The sequence below is a fragment of the Gilliamella mensalis genome, assembly GCF_900103085.1.
Classification (GTDB): domain Bacteria; phylum Pseudomonadota; class Gammaproteobacteria; order Enterobacterales; family Orbaceae; genus Gilliamella; species Gilliamella mensalis.
In genome coordinates, this window is record NZ_FMWR01000014.1 from 46,503 (window position 1) to 64,424 (window position 17,922).

Consider the following 17,922-nt stretch of genomic DNA (forward strand, 5'->3'; position numbering starts at 1 on the left):
TTAATAAAAATGTTAAATTATATAATAAGACGTTTAATAATGATGATACCGATTGTTATCGGTATCTCATTTATCGCATTTTTGCTAATTAACTTAGCCCCATCAGATCCAGCAGAAGTGGCATTACGTTTAAACGAAATCGTGCCAACCCCTGAAGCAATTGAAAGTATGAGTCAAGAACTTGGTCTAAAGCAACCGTTTTGGCAACGCTATTTTAATTGGCTATATAATGTCTTTCATCTTGATTTTGGACGTTCATTTATCGAGCGCGACAGATTAGTCTGGGACGAGATGATCCGCTGTTTAAAACCCACGCTTATTTTAGCCACTTCATCTTTTATTTTTACCTTGATTATCAGTCTAGTACTGGGTGTATTATGCGCCATTTTTTCCAACTCAATATTTGATCATATTTTGCGTATCATCATATTTTTAGGTACTGCCATGCCAAGTTATTGGCTTGGTCTATTATTGATTTGGCTATTTGCTAACTATCTTGACCTATTACCAACTGGTGGTTATGGTTCTTGGCAAAATTTAATTTTACCCACCTTGACGTTATCATTTGTGTATATTTCTACTTATGTTCGTTTTATTCGAAATAATATGATCGAAAATATGCATAACTATTTTATTTTTTATGCCCGCAGTCGCGGACTTAAAGAACGAGTGATCATTCTAAAACATGTATTAGTTAATTCATTACATACCACAATCACTGCGCTGGGTATGACTATTCCACAACTTATCGCTGGATCATTTGTGGTTGAATATATTTTTTCATGGCCAGGGCTTGGACGCTTATGTATTTCAGCAATTATGAACCGAGATTACCCAGTTATTCAGGCTTATATCTTAATGATGGCTATTTTATTTGTGGTTTGTAATTTTATTGTCGATATTTTACACCAATTATTCGACCCACGATTAAGAGATAGTGGTAATATTTCATGAATTTACTTAAACAACTTGTTAAAAATAAAGTTGGGCTATGTTGTTTAATCATCATTGCCACTATTATAATTTTAGGTATTTTTGCTCCCTATATTGCACCATTTGAGCCCAATAAAGTTCGAATAATGCGTAAATATGCCGGTATTTCTGCCGAACATTGGCTTGGTTGTGATCATTTAGGTCGAGATATCTTTTCACGATTACTTTATGGTATTCGAACAACACTCTTTTTATCGTTACTAACCATGACAATTACCATTATCATTGGTTCAATAATTGGCTTAATTTCGGGCTATAAAAGAGGCAAGCTTGATGAAATAATTATGCGAGCGTGTGATATTATGCTCTCCTTTCCTAGCCAAGTTATGATACTTGCCATTGTTGGGGTACTTGGCGTTGGCATCGAAAATGTCATAATCGCCAATATTGTTGTAAAGTGGGCTTGGTATAGCCGAATGATCCGCAGCAGTGTAATTAAATATAGTCGTAAAAACTATATTCTTTTTTCGCGAGCAATTGGTGCACCCCATTGTTTTATTATTCGTCGACATTTATTACCAAATATCATCTCTGAACTCATTGTGCTTGCAACACTCGACACCGGTTGGGTTATTTTAAACATCTCAGCACTCTCTTTTATTGGATTAGGTGTACAAGCGCCAACGGCTGAATGGGGGCTGATGTTAAGTGAAGCGAAAAATGTAATGATTCAGCACCCTATGCAAATGGTCTTTCCTGGCATTGCTATTTTAATTGTCGTTGCTGCCTTTAATATGCTCGGGGACTGCTTGCGAGATATTTTTGATCCAAAGGAAAAAACAGCATGAGTGATAAATTGCTTGAGGTTAAGAATCTAACCGTAACGCTAGATAGTAATCAAAAATTGCTCAATGACATTTCATTTTACCTTAAACATCATCAATGCCTCGGCATTGTTGGCGAAAGTGGTAGTGGCAAAAGTTTAACATGCAAAGCCATTATTGGCTTATTAGAGCCCTATTTTTCTGTTCAAGGTGAAATTCTTTTTTCACCGCAAAACGCCAACATTCAGTTACCTGAAAATGGTGATTTATTAAAGCAGACTAGAGAAACCCTACGGTTTATTCGTGGCAATGTGATTTCGGTCATTTTACAACACCCTATGAGTGCTTTTGATCCCCTTTATCGTATTGGTAAACAAGTAGTCGAAACATTACTTGCCCACCAATCAATCAGCAAAAGTGAAGCCATAACAAAAGCCCTTAATATGATCGCAGATATTGGACTTAATGATCCTAAACAAGTTTATAATAAATACCCTCATCAACTCAGTGGTGGAATGTTGCAACGAATCATGATTGGTATTGCTTTAATGCTTGAACCTGAACTGATTATTGCTGATGAGCCCACAACAGCTTTAGATTCAATTAGCCAGTTTCATATTTTAAAAATGTTTGAACAAATTAAACAACAATCTAAAACGGCCATGATCTTTATCTCGCATGATTTGGGTGTTATTCATCATATAGCAGATCATATTATTGTGATGAACCAAGGCACAATTGTCGAACAAGGTAGCTGTGAGCATATCTTTTATCATTCTGAAAATGACTATACACAATATTTAATTAATGCACGAAAGCAATTATTAACCAAATTTAATACAGTTATTCACCCAAATATGCTGGCATCAACATCGGAGACAATTTAAATGCCACCGTTATTGCAAGTTGAAAATGTAAACAAAGCCTTTTTACAACCCAATCAAGGCTTGTTCAGCCGAAAAAAAACGCCCATTATTAAAGATGTCTCTTTCTCATTATATCAAGGGGAATGCTTAGGCATTATTGGTGAAAGTGGCAGCGGTAAAAGCACGTTAGGTAAACTGATTTTAGGACTTGAAAAACCTGACAGTGGTAAAATCTACTTTAATGGATATGATACTGCACAACGTGCTTGGCACAAATCGGCGATGCGAAGAGACATTAGCGCGGTATTTCAAGATTATAATACTTCGGTTAATCCCTATTTTACTGCATCTGAAATTATTGCCGAACCCATTGATATTTACGAAAAAACATCATCAAATACACGTAAAAAACGCATTGATGAACTTTTAGAGCAAGTTGGCTTAGATCACACCTTTTATAACCGCTTTCCTCATGAAATGAGCGGTGGGCAATTACAAAGGATCTGCATTGCACGAGCTATTGCTTGCTCACCTAAATTTATTTTATTTGACGAGGCAGTCAGTTCTTTAGACATATCAGTACAAACGCAAATATTATCTTTGCTCGCTGATTTACAAAAACAGTTAAACTTAACCACGATTTTTATTACTCATGATTTAACCACAATCACTTATTTATGCGATCGTGTTATCTTTTTTTATCAAGGCAACATTGTTGAACAGGTGGATAACATTGACCAATTAAATCAAGTCAACCATGCTTATTCCAAACAACTTCTTGACTCTATTTTAGGTTTTTAAATTATGACAGCACCATCAACATTAAATAAGCAGTATCACTTTAAAGATTATCTTGCTTTGGTAATTCCCTTTATTATTTCAACCATCACAACGCCCTTACTTGGTGTTGTAGATACTGCCCTAGTGGGGCATTTACCCAATCCAGCATTTATTGCAGGGATTGCTGTAGGTACGGTTATTTTTAACACCCTATATTGGTTATTTGGCTTTTTACGTGTCAGTACAACCGGTTTTACAGCACAAGCATTAGATGATCCCATTTTATTAAGAGCCTCACTCATCCGCCCTCTTTTTATTGCAATTTTATTAGGTATCATTTTTATTATTTGTCAAAGCGTGATCTTCAATACCGCAATGCAGATTATTAAACCAAATCAAGACGTACAACATCACGCACGCACCTATTTTACTATCCTGATTTGGGGTGCGCCTTTTGTGTTAATCAATTACGTTTTGGTAGGATGGCTAATGGGCATGGCGAAAATAAAAGCTGTATTATTTTTGCAGGTATTAATCAATCTACTAAATATTGTTATGGCTGTAATTTTGGTATGGGGATTTCACTTTGATGTATCAGGTGTCGCCTTTGCAACCTTAAGTGCGCAAATAATCTGCACATTATTAGGCATTTGGTTTATTTATCATTATTTACCTAAAGCCAAACAAAAAACCGATTTCGCAACAATATTATCTTGGCAATCATTAAAAGGCGTAATTTTAGTCAATAGCAACTTAATGATTCGAACTATTTGTTTGTTAATTGTCACCAATCACTTTATCTCGATTGGCTCTAGTTTTAGTACCGAAGTATTAGCCGCTAACGCTGTCTTATTCCAAATTCATTACTTAATGGCTTATCTATTTGACGGCTTTGCCAACGCCTCAAGCGTATTTAGTGGCAAAGCAAAAGGTACTAAAGACATCACTTTATACAATCAAACGTTACGCTGGTCAAAACTCGCTTGTATTATTTGTCCAATCCTATTAGTTGCAATTTGGTTGACCCTTGATACCACTATTATCAAATTACTCACCAACCAAACTAATATTATTAACCTCTGCATGCAATATCAACCTTGGTTAATCATCTTCCCTATCGTGGTGGCTGGTGGTTTGATCTATTACGGCGTCTTTTCCGGTATTAGCTATACTTCTTCTATCCGTGATTCAATGATACTTTCTTTACTATTATGGTTAGTATCGCAATATATTTGCGTACCAATCTGGGGCAATAACGGGTTATGGCTTTCTTATATTTTATTTAGCTTAGGTAGAACCTTATTTTTAGTCATTTGGATAAAAAAATCCAAAAGTTATCTATTACACTAATCAACTAAACTATCTGCTCGATATCTGGTTTTTATGCTACCTAAAACATTGATCAGATAGTTTATATAAAAAATGCCAAAGATAGTCAATTTAGTCGTGGAAAAGACAACGCTATTGTGGCAACAATTTTATTAAACTCAGCTTGCAAAATTACCGATAATTTTACAGTCAACTTTAAGGGAATAAACACAGCATTGATACCGCTGCAATCAATAATCTGCTTATTGTTTTTGACAAATTCCATCAATGGATAACGTTGCAGGTACAATGCGATTATCGGTGAATTGAAAGCGGAACAAGAAGCTAATATTATAAGCACGTAATACATCAATCACGTCTTGCTTGTCACAAAATTGTGCATTTAGACCAAGCCTAATGCCTTCGGTAATCTCTTCCATTGATGCACTTTGGCTATCAATTGGCATATTGTATTCAAAAATGATGCTATTGAGATTGTTAAAGATGTTAGTCACTTCATAACCGGCTTCGACTTTAATGGGAAATGTTCCACCTTCGCCTAATATCGATCTTTTGGCACTATCTGCAAAGGCTTTAGTTATATTTGCTGAGGGTGGTAATTCGGTGCTATACGCACTTGAGATCATAAAAAAAGCAGAAACTAGCACAGCCAATTTTATTCGTTTTTTCACTTCAGTATTCCTTACATTGTGTTTGAATCAAATTATATTATCATAATGGTATATAAATACCTCTGTATTTATATGGACTTAGCATTATTGCGCTAATAAGTGACATTGTCACAAATTTAAAGTCACTATTATCTTTTTATTATCTAGTTTAAATTTTTTATACCCGAGAATAACAAAGTTCATGCCGAGTTAACTGCACTTTAGTTTTTAAGACATGTTATGTCTGATATGATATTTTAATTTATTGCTCGCCATCACAGTGCTATTTTGGCTTTAAACTATCAATAACATTATAAATATTTATTTTAACGTATTCTAAAACAAAACTACATAAGTAATAAGTAACATGCAATTTTTCAAAATTGATTTGCTCATTGGTGATCTCATGTTTCCTATCACTGAATTAAATTAGCATTTTTTATTATTTACTGAAAGTTATCGGCAGTTGCCTGATATTTTTCCAATATCTGAAATTACGTTAGTCAATATTCATATTCATCTAGCTCACGCCATTTCCCTAAAAATAATGCTCTATAATAGATATAAATTCAATGATTAGTAAACATGTTATAAGTAGTATCTTCATAGATTGCCCATGCTAAGTATGAGTCAATACCTAAACTTGATACAATCAAAAAAGGTAACCTTATCAGTTACCTTTTAATTGTGTTAACTTGTTAATATTACTTTTTATTTGGATGAGGATCTTTTACTGCATCACCTTGTCCAGACATAATATACCAACCATTTTTGCTATGCGGTTTTTTATTATAATCAGGGCAAGGAGGTAACGATTTTTTGCTTTGGTTTGAATATGTATAACCACAATCAGCACACTTATAAGTACCAGCCGAAACATCACTACCATATGGAGCAAATTTTTGTACCATGATAAGTTTCCTCCTAGTAAAATTGGTGATAAGCCCAATTGCTTATCAATGTATATATAAGCGCTGATTTAAAAAAAAAGCAAGTATAATTTTTCATCAAAAAAACAGTAAAATATTTTTTAAATGGCACAAAAAATAGTCAGGTAGCTAATTGATTTTATTTAACTTTAATTTTTAATTAAATTAATTACTTATATAATGTGTTTTCTATTTTTATATACTGGTTGTTTTTATTTTTTAAGTAAAAGTCCGAAATGTTCATCAAAACGTTTCAAGTAGCGATGAATTTAAGTATAAAAGTGAAGTTTGATTGTTAAGCATTGCAATACTAATATAGAATAACAACAGCCTAAGCTGTTGTTAATGACTTGAGTGTTTTTATAAAATATCAGATATCTAATTAATTTTATTTATAAAAAATAAAATCACTCAATATTCGCATGCCGACACTTCATTATCTCTGGGGTCTGTTGTAAGCTTTCCATTAAACTATAAATAACACTGTCATAAGTTAGTAATGAGAGTTGCTCAAATGTGCTACCCATTGGTTGGCTTAACTTATCAACTCTTATAGGAATAATAACTATATTATCGGCTAATTTTGCCAAGGTCGAGGTGCCGTTTGTTGTGAATAATATGACTTTGACGCCCAAGTCTTTTGCCTGCTGTGCGTAGGCAATTAAGCTTTTGGTTTCGCCTGAATTAGAGCCTAAAATCAGCAAATCACCTTTATTGGCTTTGGGTTTACTAACTTCGGTAATTAAGCTGACCTTTAAACCTAAATGCATTAACCGATTGGCAAATGCACTTATCATTAACCCTGAACGCCCTGTTCCCGCTAAAAATAGATGGTTTGCACCAATAATCGCATTTTTAAATTCGTGTAATTGTGCTTCGTTGATTGTGTCTATTTGCGCCGCTATTTCAGTTAATATATTACTTAATATTGTTTTTATGCTCATTGCACTTTCCTTAATTAGTTGCCACTTTTAATTTTTCAATATTGTTTGCAATATCATTATTTTTAAAGATAAACCCACCCGAAACAATATTATTAGCTCCGGCTTTTAAGCATAGTGATAGGGTTTTATCAGTAATATTTCCGTCGACTTGAATATCATAAGAGTAATTATTTTTTTGCCGTTCTAAACTCAGTTGTTCAATTTTTTGTAATGTGAAAGGCAAAAAGGTTTCGTTTTTTTGTCCGGGATTAACGGTCATAACAAGGACAAGATCAACAAGCGGCAATAGCATTTTAATGTGTTCAACCGGTGTGCTTGGGTTGATTGCCAAACCGACTTTTATATTATTGTTTTTTATTTTATTGATGATAAACGAATGATGAACCGTTGCTTCATAGTGAAAAGTGATAATATCGGGTTTAGCTTCAATAAAATCGAAAATTGATAATTCAGGTTTTTCAATCATTAGGTGGCAATCTAAAATAAAATGGGTATGCGATTTCAAATTTGATACAAAACCAGTATTAAAACCTAAATTTGGGACATAGTGATTATCCATTACATCAATATGTAAATGCGTAATGCCTAGTGATTCAAGCGTATCTAACGTTTCTTTGATCAGGTAAAGATCTGAATTAAACAATGATGGAGACAAAATCATAATTATCACCTTTATTAACAGCCCATCAACATAAAATTAACATTGCGGGTTCTTTCTCGTAATGAATCCCAGTCAACAAAATAAATTCGCCCAAGTTCGCCCATAAGAGGCTTGCCATTCTTGATGATTAATACCAATGAAAAACTACCAAATAGCGATGATTTGATATGAGCATCGGTATTAAGCATTACCCATTTTTTAGCAGGATAATTGGGATCATTTAGACTTAAACCAAACTCAATATGCTTTGGTCCAGGGCTATTGTATTGATTTTCGCAAGTCATTTTAGGAACAATCTGCTCTAACACATTATTAATATCAACATGCAAATATTCGTCACCAAAAAAATTGGTGTCGTGCATACATTCATCAAAAAAAAGTGAACATGTCGTATGCGTTGTGGCGATGGTCAGTTGACCATTTTGGATATTTGATTGTGCAATAAATTGGTTTAATTCATTAGTAATATCGTGATAAGAGTGTCGACCAGATACCGTTTCAATTTTTATGGCGTGGTGATAAATGTTCATATTGGTATTATTCCTTGTTTATATGCCCCATTTACTTGTTTGCCGTTGGGCTAAATAGCAATGTAAATGAGGCTTAGTTTTATACACCTTATTTAATTTGATAATGCTAGATGGCTAAACGCTTTTTTAGTTCAGCAAAAAATTCTTTTAAACCAACGCCAGTCAACAAAGCTAAACCATTTATAACTTTACCCTTAATTGATTCTGGTACGATGGTAGTGCTAATAACTACGTCATATGTGTCTATTTTATTTAACTCATCGGCTATTTTTGATTGATAGATTTTGACACTTTCTGTTAATTTTTCATCATTTAGCCATTTAGTCACTTTACTAACAGCAATAGTTGATGTTGCATGCCCTGCACCACACATAATGAGTAATTTTTTCATAATCATGTTCCTTTTAGTACATTTCGATTTTTTTGATTTTATTGATATAAATTAGCGAGCATAAAATCACTAGAGCTAAACCTATCAATCCGATATAACCAAGATAGTTTAATAACAACACAAATAAGGTGACTGGCCATAAACCACATAAAATAACTGTGACAATGCCCGCAGTGCCCACATCATAGTTAGCTAAATGAAATACATCGGTAATAACCGGCGCTAGCCAAGTTGCCATATATAGGCAAATCACTAAATAAATTGTGCCCCCAATAATTGATCGAACAATATTTCCTTTAAAAAACGGAACCATCAAACAGATACCAAAAGCGTAGAAGGCTAAATCACCAAAAGGTAACACTTTATTACCCGGCAAGATTAAGGCTAATAGGAGTGAAACCGGAACCATAATTAATGCCGTTGCCATAACAGCGGGATGTCCAACCGTTAATGCCGCATCCATACCAATATTAACTTGTTTGCCATTAAGTTTTTTACTGGTGAATTCTCGAGCAGCTTCAGCAACCGGTAGTAAACCTTCCATAAACATGGCAACCATTTTGGGCATTATTTTCATAATTGCCGCAGTTGAAATTGCTAGCTTACCGATTTGCGGAACATCATAACCAGCTAAAATTCCCACAACTAAACCAATAATTAAACCAATAACGACCGTATCACCAAAAATACCGAACCTTTTGGTTAAAGTTTCTGAATCGGCATTTAATTGATTAAATCCAGGAATACGATCAAAGATCCAATTTAAAGGAATTGCCACAACAGCGCCCGACAAGGCCATTAAGTGAGTAATTGAAATACCTGGATAGCCAAAAAATGAACTTATCGGTTTTTGTAATAAGTCGGCTAAGAACCATTGCAACATAACAGCCGTGATACATCCAATAATCCCTACCCAATAAAATCCCGTTACCGAATAAGCCACTAGGCCTAAGAATATCGCAAACCAAAAATTCCAAATATCAACATTTAAAGTGCGCGTCCAACCGAGTGAAATAAAGATAAAGTTAATTATCAACGAAATAGGAATAAGCAGTAATCCTAACGTAGTTGAAAACGCCAACGGTCCACCTACTCCACATCCAATATCCATGATGCTTAATGATGTTCCGTATTGTTCCCCCATTTTTTGAATTGCAACACCTAAAGTGTCAGACAATAACGTGATCACTAAACCTAAACCGACTATACCAATACCGACAGTAATACCGGCCATAATCGCTTTGGAAAACGGCACTCTAAAAAATAAGGCGATAATAAAGATAATGATAGGTAAAAATACTACCCCTCCTAAATTTATTAGCCATTGAAAAATGTTAATCACACTATCCATTTTAGGACTCCTTTATAAAAGTTAACTTTCTATTTCACACCAGCTACATTTAAAATAGCGATAAATTCGTTAATTGAATGACATTGTTCCAATAATTTTATTTGTTGTTCATTTTGAAATAAGCCTATTAAGTTTTGTAAATTTTCAACTTGTTCATGAGGTTGTTTCATGGCAAGCATAAAAATAAATTTGACGGGAATTTTTTCGTTTTCATCAGTCATACATCTAAAAATGACTGGCTGTTTTAATGATGCAAAACAAATTTGTGATTGATTAACTCTTGATGAATCCGTATGTGGCAAAGCAAACCCAACAGAATTAACCAATAAACCAGTTGGATATTGTTGTTCTCTTTGTAAAATACCGTCTAAAAAATCTTGTTTAACTATCCCATTGCTAAATAACATTTGTGCCATTTGCGTGAGAACTTGTTCTTGATTTAATGCCTCGATATTTAAAAGGCATAACTGTTTATCAAAGTACATTTTTGATTCCTCTTTGATTATCCAAAAATAATTTTAGTTGTTTAAAGCTGGTGATATTTTTTAATGCTGATATAGCATGCTTGTTCGAAACAATTTCGTAAATTTCAGTAAATACTTCATTGATACTATTAATGTTTTTTTCAGAAAGGCTAACCATAATAATCACGCTAACATCAATAACACCCCATTTGATGGGTTTGCGTAAGGTCATAATGGATATACTAGATTTAGTCACAAACATCGGTGAGCCATGAGGTAAAGCGATACCATTTTCGATAGCCGTGTCGCCTATTTCTTCGCGCTGTAAAACAGAATCGCGGTAGTGAGAAGTGACATAACCTTTATCTTCAAGACGATGTATTAATTTGTTAAGACATTCATTTTTATTATCAATATTGACATTTAATTGAATAAGGTCAGGATCAACAAATTTTGCCATGGATGGATAACAATTCTGTTTTTCAGAAAAATCAGATTGTTTATTTAAGACATAATTGGCATATGCCTGAATAATATTTTGGTAGTCATTAGTATTTAGCAGTGAAGATATTTTAACAACTGGCTTATTCAGATTATTGATATCAAGTGTAGTAATAAATAAATCAACATTACTAAGATTGGTCGATGTCAATTTTGAAATCGAATAAACCTCAATATTATCTTTAGATGGTAATATTTTTCGAACTTTATTAAGAATTAGATTTGATGAACAGCAACCATATTGGCAAACAATCACAATATTATTAGCATCAGCAGCTTTATCTAACGCAATTTGAAAATGAATCAATAAAAATGAGATTTCGTGATCGTTTAAACAAATATCAAATTTACGTTCTAAATCAGAAAGTGCATACCACAATACACTAAATAATTTTGAATATTCGTGTTTTATTTCTTTTAATATCGGATTAATAATACGTATTTGTTTTTGCAAACGGGTAATCATGGAAGGAAAGTGAGATAACAATGAATGGAACAATTTACTATCTTTTGATAAATCGATTCCTTCAATTTCGCCAATTTTTCTTATAATCTTGCGGATGATTTGTTCATAAAAACTATCATCAACTTTTACTGATTCATCAATAATTCGATGTGCAAAAAACAACTTACTGAGATATTTAATATCATTCGTTGAAAATTCAATGTTAAACGTAACCTCAAGCAGTTGAGCAAGATCGGATGCAATCAAATACGATTGCATATAACGAATATGGTTAAATAAAAAATCGTCTTCTTCATCGATGGTATAACCTAGCGTTAACCGTTTTAATTGTATTGCTATCGATATCAATAATGATAATAAATAATATTCAGAGGATCGCTGAACGATTGATTCATAATGTTCAAATAATAATTGGCTAATTTGCTCAAAAGAATCATCATCCATCAATGACCTCATGAGTTGATTAAGATAATAACTGTCTTGTTTATGAATATATAACAATAAAAAATGCTTAATAGCACGTTGAATTTGGTTTTCTTTACCCTCTACAACAATGGTTTTATGCGTGACATTTAGTAAGACATTTTCAGATGCTAATGAACGGTTAATAAACTCAATATCTTTATGTAGCGATGTTTTACTGACAATATAATCATCAGAGAGCTGCTCTAATGAGACATTTTCTTGATTTAACAAACAACGTTTTACAATATCTAATCGACGATATTCCGGTGTTAATCGACGTGAGCTTTTATTAAAATAGCCATGACTATTATTTTGCTCTAAATAACCAATGACCGAATCAATACAGCCTTTATTTCCCTTCAGTATTAAGCCTTTGCGGGGGGATTTTTCGATATAAATATCGCTATTTGGGACGGTTAATAGCTGATCATTTAATTTCTCAATGTCAAAATAAATGGTTTTGGTCGAAATGGATAACTTTAAACTAAAATAAGCTGCTGGTTTAAATTCAGACTCTTTAAAAAGTAGTTTCAGTAACTCTATTTGTCTTTCCATTACCAAACTCCTTTTTCATGTTTTGTCGCAATACATTTATAACTCTATGCTTTAAAGTATAATTAGTTAAATAAATAAGACGATGACATTTTTTTCCAGATTAATCTGGAATTAAACGTAATTGAAAAAAACGGAAAAAAGAATCTGTTGAGATAATAGCGATATTAGCTGGTGTATTTTGAGGTGATGTTTTAGTTCGCTTAGGCTATGCTCACTATAAAATTTTTATACCTATTGAATATAAAATATGAAAACAAACGTCATAATTTTCTATGTTAGTTTTGTATTAAAAATTGGATATTTACCTACTCATTATAATAATTTTATCGACAACTAACCTTAACTGTTTTGCGAAAGAATACTTCATATTTACAATGCGTCTACTGTATCATTTTAGAGGATTGTTACCTTTGTAATAGAGTTTTAAAAAAAACTACAATAATCTGGCTCGATTAACCATCTTTTAACCAAGCCAGATAAGAAATATTAATCAACAATCACGCGACCATTCAAAGGCTGAATCGGGCGATTGTTATCATGATGCATGATTGCATGAAATTTTTCAATCTGTTCAGCAGATGCATTCATTTCTTGTTCTAAGACAATCCATCTAACACCTTCAGTACAAGGAGGTGTGGTAAGTGAGCCACTAAAACGGTAAAAATCTAATCTTTCTGGCAATAATTTATTAATATCGACTGGTTGATTTAATGTCGTTGAGCCTCCAGCTTCTGTGGGGATTTGTTGCCAAGCTTTAGCTAATTCAATATTAGATTTTCCCTTACTAAACATAAGACCAATAACCGTTAAATCCCCATTTTTGTTTTTATAAACAAAGTGAGCTTCCATAGGAAAATGTTTGCCATTGATTTGATTTTCGCTTGGAGTATGGAAATGGAATTGTTGGAGGGTAAAAACTTCGTTATCAATCTCCAGCGTATTACCTTCGTTAACATTAATTTGGACTGTATGACCGTTATTAATAATTTCTTGCGTACCTGGTTTGAATGCCAATGTAAGATTATCATGATTCGTTTTTAGTGCATGTTCAATATTAATAGGAGATTGATTTTTTCCTTTTTCACATGTTGAAAATTCTGCTGAAAGCTTTCCCCAATTTTCGGGCTTGGCGACACCTTCATAACCCCAATGTGGTTCTGGCTCTGCAGCTATACAAGATAAGCTAGTTACCATTAGTGCTGCAATTATTACTTTAAGTTTCATATTACTTTTACACTATAATCTTGGTTATGGGAATTTAGATTATACGCCTTGACTTTTCAATTTTATAGTTAAAAAGTACAATTTGTTTAATTTTCACCATATTTATGTTCAACTAAAGATATAAGCAATGAAACAAAAAATATGCCGACTTGTAAATAACGTAGGTTAGTATAGAGAATTAAAATGTAGCTTAATGCTATTATTACGGTATTAACAATTGAACTAGAAAGGACCATATAGCCCTTTTTAGTTCAATTGATTGGTTAGAAACTATAACGAATACCTGCTAATAAATCAATAGAACTTAACTTAACACTGGCATGATTTCGATAATATTCATTATGTTTTTTAATTGTTACTTTTCCTGCATTAATATAACGGGCAGTGATATCAAAATCTATGTTATTATCGACTTTATAAGCAACACCCGTTGCAACATTCCATGCAAATTTAGTTTTTGTTTTTGATAATGAACGTTCATAATCCACGCCGTCAACAGAGACATTATATTTTTCTTTATGGCTATTTTCTAATTTAGTAAATGCTACACCTAATCCCACACCAACAAATGGCGTAATTGGAGAGTCTATATCAATATCAGAATAACCATTTAACATTAATGTATTCATGCGTACTTTGACTTTTTGAGTTGTACGAAGACGATAATCCTCATATGTATTGTATCTATTCTCTTTTTTCTCTGTATTACCACGTAGAGTGAAAGATAATTCCATCCGTACTGGAATATCATAGTCATTGAAGTTGTAACCTAAATTTACAGCACCTGCTAAATTGGTTTTATGCATCGAATTAAAGATACCCTCTTTCAAGACAAAGCCACGTTTATAATATAAGTTGTCATTAACACTACTTGCATTTACCACAGCTGCACCTAATTGACCACCTAAATAAAATCCACTTGTTTCAGCATAAGCAAAGCTTGAGAAACACGCACAAGTCGTTAGTGCAATTAATGTATTTTTCATTTTCATTTCCTCATTCATTCATTATTTTTGCCTATAATTATAAATCGAGGCGATTGTAAAGTAAGCAAATCGAAAAGTCTATAAATTAAATGTTAATATATATAAATTAAAATATATGAAATTAGAGAATAATTCAAAAAATTAATATTGTTATTTCAACTAACTGACCATTGATAATCTTTTAGTTCACTAATCAAAAAATCGATTAAACAGCGCGTTCGGAGTGGTAATAATTTACGGCTTGGGTAAACCGCATAAATGTTCAAATTCTCAACTTTATAATCCAACAAAACACGCACCAACCGCCCTATTTTAATATCTTGACCAATAATAAAATCAGGTTGCAACGAAATACCGCCCCCTTGTAACATAATCTGACGACAAGTATCACCATTATTACAATAGATATTCGCCTTTAAATTAACAGACAGATCAACATTATCTTTATAAAAATGCCATTGCTCCTTTTTAGCCCACTGGCTATACATCACAATTTTATGATTGAACAAATCATCAGGATCATTCGGCATACCATAGTTAGCAATATAATCAGGCGAAGCGGCAACTATAATTTGAGTGGTTGCCAGTTTACGACTAATTAGCGAGGAGTTTTCTAGCCGACCAATTCGAACAGCAAGATCGTAGCCCTCATCAAGCAGATCCACCACACGATCTGACAGCGTAATATCTAGCTCAATCTTAGGGTACTTATCGATAAATTTTTGCCATAAAGGTGCTAAATGTAAAATTCCAAAACTAACGGGGACATTAATTCGAAGTATACCTTGTGGACTTGCGTGATCTAAAGTGAGGTTATTTTCTGCTTCTATGGTGGCATTAATAATGGCTTTAGCTTGCAAATAAAAAGTTTGCCCTTCAAGAGTGATAACCATTTTGCGAGTGGTTCGTTGTAACAACCGTACTTGCAAGCGATCTTCTAACGCTTGAAGATATCGTGACACCGCTTGCTTAGACATCTTTAACTTAACCGCAGCATCAACAAAGCTATTACAATCAACCACCGTAACAAAAACCATCATTTCTAGTAATTTATTTGATCTATCCATTTGCCTTCACCTACAAAGCAATTGTTCCACTTATTATGACAATAAGTCACATAATAACTTATTTATCTATGAAAAAATAACTATTAGTATAAACAAATAGTGCTAATTAATCACAATAATTAACTTACAGGAAAAATAAAATGAAACAATATCAAACAGACATAGCCTTACTTATGTTACGAATTGCATTAGGTGTCATGTTCTTGGCGCACGGTTTTACTAAACTTCTCGTCTTTACTCCCTCAGGTACTGCGCAATATTTTCAATCACTTGGCTTTCCTTGGTTCATTGGTTACTTAACGATTATGTTTGAAATTGGCGGCGGTTTGTTATTGCTTTTAGGTATTTTAACTCGCATTGTTAGTTTATTGGCAGTGATTCAAATGATTGTTATTACATTTATTCACTCAGTGAATGGTTGGTCATTTAGTAACGCAGGTGGCGGTTGGGAATATCCTGCCTTTATGGCGCTAACAGCATTCAGTTTAGTATTGTTGGGAAGTGGTCGCTTTAATGTATTAGCTAAATAAAAACCTCAATAAAATAAATACTTTTTCTGACTGATCTTTACTTAGGGTTGAGTGGGTTAGAAGAGTAAAAGGCTCGGTTTGTGATCGAGCCAATTTAGATTGTTTATAATTATGTTATCGCTTTTTTGGCATCCATTATCCATAATCATTTAATTACAATGCAATAATTTATAAAACAGTCTGTTTAGTTTGAACAAACATTTCACAACTTACAACCGATGCAAAATTGGTTAAGGCAGATATAAAGCTGTTATGTACCACTTGAGATGGAATCGTTTTACCATCAAATTCGAGATCACAAGTTGTACAAGCATCATGGATTAATATCGGTTGATAACCTAGTTCGGATGCGTGACGTGTTGTTGAGTCAACACACATATGGCTCATCATTCCACAAATAACAATCTGTTGGATCTGTTCTTGTTGTAATTTTTTTTGTAGCTCAGTTTGATAAAAACTATTAGGGAATGTTTTTTTGACAAGATACTCATGCAAGTTACCAAGCGGTAACAAACTTGGATGAATTTCAGCGCCTAAACTTCCGTTAGCAAAAAAATCCGCATGAGGATCAGACTTTATATGCTGAATATAAAAGATCGGTAATTGTTGTGATCTAAAGTGTTTTTGTAGTTTTAAGGTATTTTGTAAAGTTAATTCTGTATTGTTTAAAGTAAATTTACCCGTTGGAAAATAGTCATTTTGTACGTCGATAATTATTAACCCTTGTTTCATTGTTTTGTCCTTAAATTATGTTTGAGTTGATAATTATGCGATAATTACGCTATCTGTTACATAACGAATTGAAAGTATTATTACTTACCTACTTTCAATATGAAAAAAATGAACAAGTATGGATAAAAAAGATCGCGCTATTTTAGATGAGCTTAAAAAAAATAGTCGCCAATCATGGAAAGAAATTGGCGAAAAAGTATATTTGTCAGGACAGGCTGTTGGACAGCGAGTTCAAGAATTGTATAATAATCATATTATTGAAAAATTTACTATTAAAGAAAAAACAAATCAGCTTCAGTTTATTACGATTTATATGAATTCAAATCAATTCACCTCGTTCGAAAACATGGTCATGTCGTTTAAAGAAATCATCGAATTTTATAAAATCACAGGCGATGGGTGTTACTTTATAAAAAGTGAATTTACAGACCAAAACTTACCACATTTTTTAGACAAACTTGAGCTCTATTGCCGTTATAAAGTTAGTCATCATTCAAAAGTGATTAGATAACTCTATTTTAAAGATTTACACTTAAACTTGTTTACTATTTTTTATATAAAATTTTTTACATAAAAACAAAAAAAAGTTGCGAGCAAGTAAATTCTGTTATATTTTGTTCAATAGCTTTAATTATCAACTCAGTTAAAGGTTTTTTATTTTTATGAATTGTTTTTGCGTTTTTATTACTAATGCTATTAGTACACATCATCACCATCATTCCTGAATAGTCTTCGGGCGATTGG

At 33.0% G+C, this 17,922-nt stretch carries 20 protein-coding genes and 1 other annotated feature (1 of these 21 cut by a window edge); of the genes, 7 read left to right on the forward strand and 13 right to left on the reverse strand.

What is annotated here, in order from left to right; genetic code table 11:
• The first annotated feature begins 9 nt into the window (after window positions 1-9).
• The 5 genes from opp1B to BQ5209_RS07620 are packed head-to-tail and all read left to right on the forward strand — an operon-like array spanning window position 10 to window position 4,753.
• Window positions 10-954: a nickel/cobalt ABC transporter permease gene (gene opp1B, locus BQ5209_RS07600; protein ID WP_085247941.1), complete on the forward strand. Its 945-nt coding sequence runs from the start codon at window positions 10-12 to the stop codon at window positions 952-954.
• Window positions 951-1,781 (forward strand): nickel/cobalt ABC transporter permease, encoded by an 831-nt coding sequence (gene opp1C / locus BQ5209_RS07605; protein ID WP_085247942.1) that lies wholly within the window; start codon window positions 951-953, stop codon window positions 1,779-1,781. Before opp1B ends, opp1C begins: the two co-directional genes overlap by 4 nt.
• Window positions 1,778-2,644 carry an ABC transporter ATP-binding protein gene (locus BQ5209_RS07610; RefSeq protein WP_085247943.1) on the forward strand — a complete coding sequence of 289 codons (867 nt, stop codon included), beginning with the start codon at window positions 1,778-1,780 and terminating at the stop codon, window positions 2,642-2,644. The genes opp1C and BQ5209_RS07610 overlap by 4 nt, the downstream gene beginning before the upstream one ends.
• Entirely contained in the window at window positions 2,645-3,424 is a 780-nt protein-coding gene (locus tag BQ5209_RS07615; RefSeq protein WP_085247944.1) for an ABC transporter ATP-binding protein, read from the forward strand.
• Window positions 3,425-3,427: 3 nt separating this feature from the next.
• The gene (locus BQ5209_RS07620) at window positions 3,428-4,753 is read left to right on the forward strand and encodes an MATE family efflux transporter (protein ID WP_085247945.1); all 1,326 of its coding nucleotides are present in this window, start codon (window positions 3,428-3,430) and stop codon (window positions 4,751-4,753) included.
• Between the two features lie 221 nt (window positions 4,754-4,974).
• On the opposite strand, the gene BQ5209_RS07625 is transcribed toward BQ5209_RS07620, so the two are convergent.
• The 12 genes from BQ5209_RS07625 to BQ5209_RS07680 form a co-directional block, all read right to left on the reverse strand.
• Window positions 4,975-5,403 (reverse strand): hypothetical protein, encoded by a 429-nt coding sequence (locus tag BQ5209_RS07625; RefSeq protein ID WP_085247946.1) that lies wholly within the window; start codon window positions 5,401-5,403, stop codon window positions 4,975-4,977.
• A gap of 683 nt (window positions 5,404-6,086) precedes the next feature.
• Window positions 6,087-6,293: a hypothetical protein gene (locus tag BQ5209_RS07630; protein WP_085247947.1), complete on the reverse strand. Its 207-nt coding sequence runs from the start codon at window positions 6,291-6,293 to the stop codon at window positions 6,087-6,089.
• Between the two features lie 425 nt (window positions 6,294-6,718).
• On the reverse strand, window positions 6,719-7,255 hold the full coding sequence (hxlB, locus tag BQ5209_RS07635; RefSeq protein ID WP_085247948.1) for a 6-phospho-3-hexuloisomerase: 537 nt from the start codon (window positions 7,253-7,255) through the stop codon (window positions 6,719-6,721).
• 10 nt (window positions 7,256-7,265) lie between these two features.
• Entirely contained in the window at window positions 7,266-7,916 is a 651-nt protein-coding gene (locus BQ5209_RS07640; protein ID WP_180214328.1) for a ribulose-phosphate 3-epimerase, read from the reverse strand.
• Between the two features lie 14 nt (window positions 7,917-7,930).
• Entirely contained in the window at window positions 7,931-8,446 is a 516-nt protein-coding gene (locus BQ5209_RS07645; protein ID WP_085247949.1) for a YjbQ family protein, read from the reverse strand.
• 106 nt (window positions 8,447-8,552) lie between these two features.
• A complete protein-coding gene (locus BQ5209_RS07650; protein WP_085247950.1) occupies window positions 8,553-8,837 on the reverse strand; it encodes a PTS sugar transporter subunit IIB in 285 nt (94 codons plus the stop codon).
• A 13-nt stretch (window positions 8,838-8,850) separates the two neighbouring features.
• A complete protein-coding gene (locus BQ5209_RS07655) occupies window positions 8,851-10,188 on the reverse strand; it encodes a PTS galactitol transporter subunit IIC (protein WP_085247951.1) in 1,338 nt (445 codons plus the stop codon).
• 29 nt (window positions 10,189-10,217) lie between these two features.
• Window positions 10,218-10,673, reverse strand: a complete 456-nt coding sequence (locus tag BQ5209_RS07660) for a PTS sugar transporter subunit IIA (RefSeq protein ID WP_085247952.1) — start codon at window positions 10,671-10,673, stop codon at window positions 10,218-10,220.
• Complete coding sequence (locus tag BQ5209_RS07665) at window positions 10,663-12,639, reverse strand: BglG family transcription antiterminator (protein ID WP_085247953.1); 1,977 nt, start codon at window positions 12,637-12,639, stop codon at window positions 10,663-10,665. The genes BQ5209_RS07660 and BQ5209_RS07665 overlap by 11 nt, the downstream gene beginning before the upstream one ends.
• Window positions 12,640-13,125: 486 nt before the next feature.
• The gene (locus BQ5209_RS07670) at window positions 13,126-13,863 is read right to left on the reverse strand and encodes a carbonic anhydrase (RefSeq protein WP_085247954.1); all 738 of its coding nucleotides are present in this window, start codon (window positions 13,861-13,863) and stop codon (window positions 13,126-13,128) included.
• 263 nt (window positions 13,864-14,126) lie between these two features.
• Window positions 14,127-14,867 carry an outer membrane protein gene (locus BQ5209_RS07675; RefSeq protein WP_085247955.1) on the reverse strand — a complete coding sequence of 247 codons (741 nt, stop codon included), beginning with the start codon at window positions 14,865-14,867 and terminating at the stop codon, window positions 14,127-14,129.
• 137 nt (window positions 14,868-15,004) lie between these two features.
• Complete coding sequence (locus tag BQ5209_RS07680) at window positions 15,005-15,916, reverse strand: LysR family transcriptional regulator (protein WP_085247956.1); 912 nt, start codon at window positions 15,914-15,916, stop codon at window positions 15,005-15,007.
• Between the two features lie 140 nt (window positions 15,917-16,056).
• Here BQ5209_RS07680 and BQ5209_RS07685 point away from each other — a divergent pair, with 140 nt between their 5' ends.
• Window positions 16,057-16,446: a DoxX family protein gene (locus BQ5209_RS07685; RefSeq protein ID WP_085247957.1), complete on the forward strand. Its 390-nt coding sequence runs from the start codon at window positions 16,057-16,059 to the stop codon at window positions 16,444-16,446.
• Window positions 16,447-16,614: 168 nt separating this feature from the next.
• On the opposite strand, the gene BQ5209_RS07690 is transcribed toward BQ5209_RS07685, so the two are convergent.
• On the reverse strand, window positions 16,615-17,178 hold the full coding sequence (locus BQ5209_RS07690; protein ID WP_085247958.1) for a cysteine hydrolase family protein: 564 nt from the start codon (window positions 17,176-17,178) through the stop codon (window positions 16,615-16,617).
• 118 nt (window positions 17,179-17,296) lie between these two features.
• On the opposite strand from BQ5209_RS07690, the gene BQ5209_RS07695 reads away from it, so the two are divergent.
• Window positions 17,297-17,689, forward strand: coding sequence for an AsnC family transcriptional regulator (locus BQ5209_RS07695; protein WP_085247959.1), 393 nt, complete (start codon window positions 17,297-17,299; stop codon window positions 17,687-17,689).
• 192 nt (window positions 17,690-17,881) lie between these two features.
• Window positions 17,882-17,922, forward strand: a sequence feature (His leader region); it runs 84 nt beyond the window's last position.

Coding starts and splice junctions, on each gene's coding strand:
- BQ5209_RS07670 (WP_085247954.1), bottom strand. CDS start 13,863: ATGAAACTTAAAGTAATAATTGCAGCACTAATGGTAACTAGCTTATCT.
- BQ5209_RS07660 (WP_085247952.1), bottom strand. CDS start 10,673: ATGTACTTTGATAAACAGTTATGCCTTTTAAATATCGAGGCATTAAAT.
- BQ5209_RS07650 (WP_085247950.1), bottom strand. CDS start 8,837: ATGAAAAAATTACTCATTATGTGTGGTGCAGGGCATGCAACATCAACT.
- hxlB (WP_085247948.1), bottom strand. CDS start 7,255: ATGAGCATAAAAACAATATTAAGTAATATATTAACTGAAATAGCGGCG.
- BQ5209_RS07655 (WP_085247951.1), bottom strand. CDS start 10,188: ATGGATAGTGTGATTAACATTTTTCAATGGCTAATAAATTTAGGAGGG.
- BQ5209_RS07675 (WP_085247955.1), bottom strand. CDS start 14,867: ATGAATGAGGAAATGAAAATGAAAAATACATTAATTGCACTAACGACT.
- BQ5209_RS07685 (WP_085247957.1), top strand. CDS start 16,057: ATGAAACAATATCAAACAGACATAGCCTTACTTATGTTACGAATTGCA.
- BQ5209_RS07665 (WP_085247953.1), bottom strand. CDS start 12,639: ATGGAAAGACAAATAGAGTTACTGAAACTACTTTTTAAAGAGTCTGAA.
- opp1B (WP_085247941.1), top strand. CDS start 10: ATGTTAAATTATATAATAAGACGTTTAATAATGATGATACCGATTGTT.
- BQ5209_RS07680 (WP_085247956.1), bottom strand. CDS start 15,916: ATGGATAGATCAAATAAATTACTAGAAATGATGGTTTTTGTTACGGTG.
- BQ5209_RS07630 (WP_085247947.1), bottom strand. CDS start 6,293: ATGGTACAAAAATTTGCTCCATATGGTAGTGATGTTTCGGCTGGTACT.
- BQ5209_RS07620 (WP_085247945.1), top strand. CDS start 3,428: ATGACAGCACCATCAACATTAAATAAGCAGTATCACTTTAAAGATTAT.
- BQ5209_RS07610 (WP_085247943.1), top strand. CDS start 1,778: ATGAGTGATAAATTGCTTGAGGTTAAGAATCTAACCGTAACGCTAGAT.
- BQ5209_RS07640 (WP_180214328.1), bottom strand. CDS start 7,916: ATGATTTTGTCTCCATCATTGTTTAATTCAGATCTTTACCTGATCAAA.
- BQ5209_RS07615 (WP_085247944.1), top strand. CDS start 2,645: ATGCCACCGTTATTGCAAGTTGAAAATGTAAACAAAGCCTTTTTACAA.
- BQ5209_RS07695 (WP_085247959.1), top strand. CDS start 17,297: ATGGATAAAAAAGATCGCGCTATTTTAGATGAGCTTAAAAAAAATAGT.
- BQ5209_RS07690 (WP_085247958.1), bottom strand. CDS start 17,178: ATGAAACAAGGGTTAATAATTATCGACGTACAAAATGACTATTTTCCA.
- BQ5209_RS07645 (WP_085247949.1), bottom strand. CDS start 8,446: ATGAACATTTATCACCACGCCATAAAAATTGAAACGGTATCTGGTCGA.
- opp1C (WP_085247942.1), top strand. CDS start 951: ATGAATTTACTTAAACAACTTGTTAAAAATAAAGTTGGGCTATGTTGT.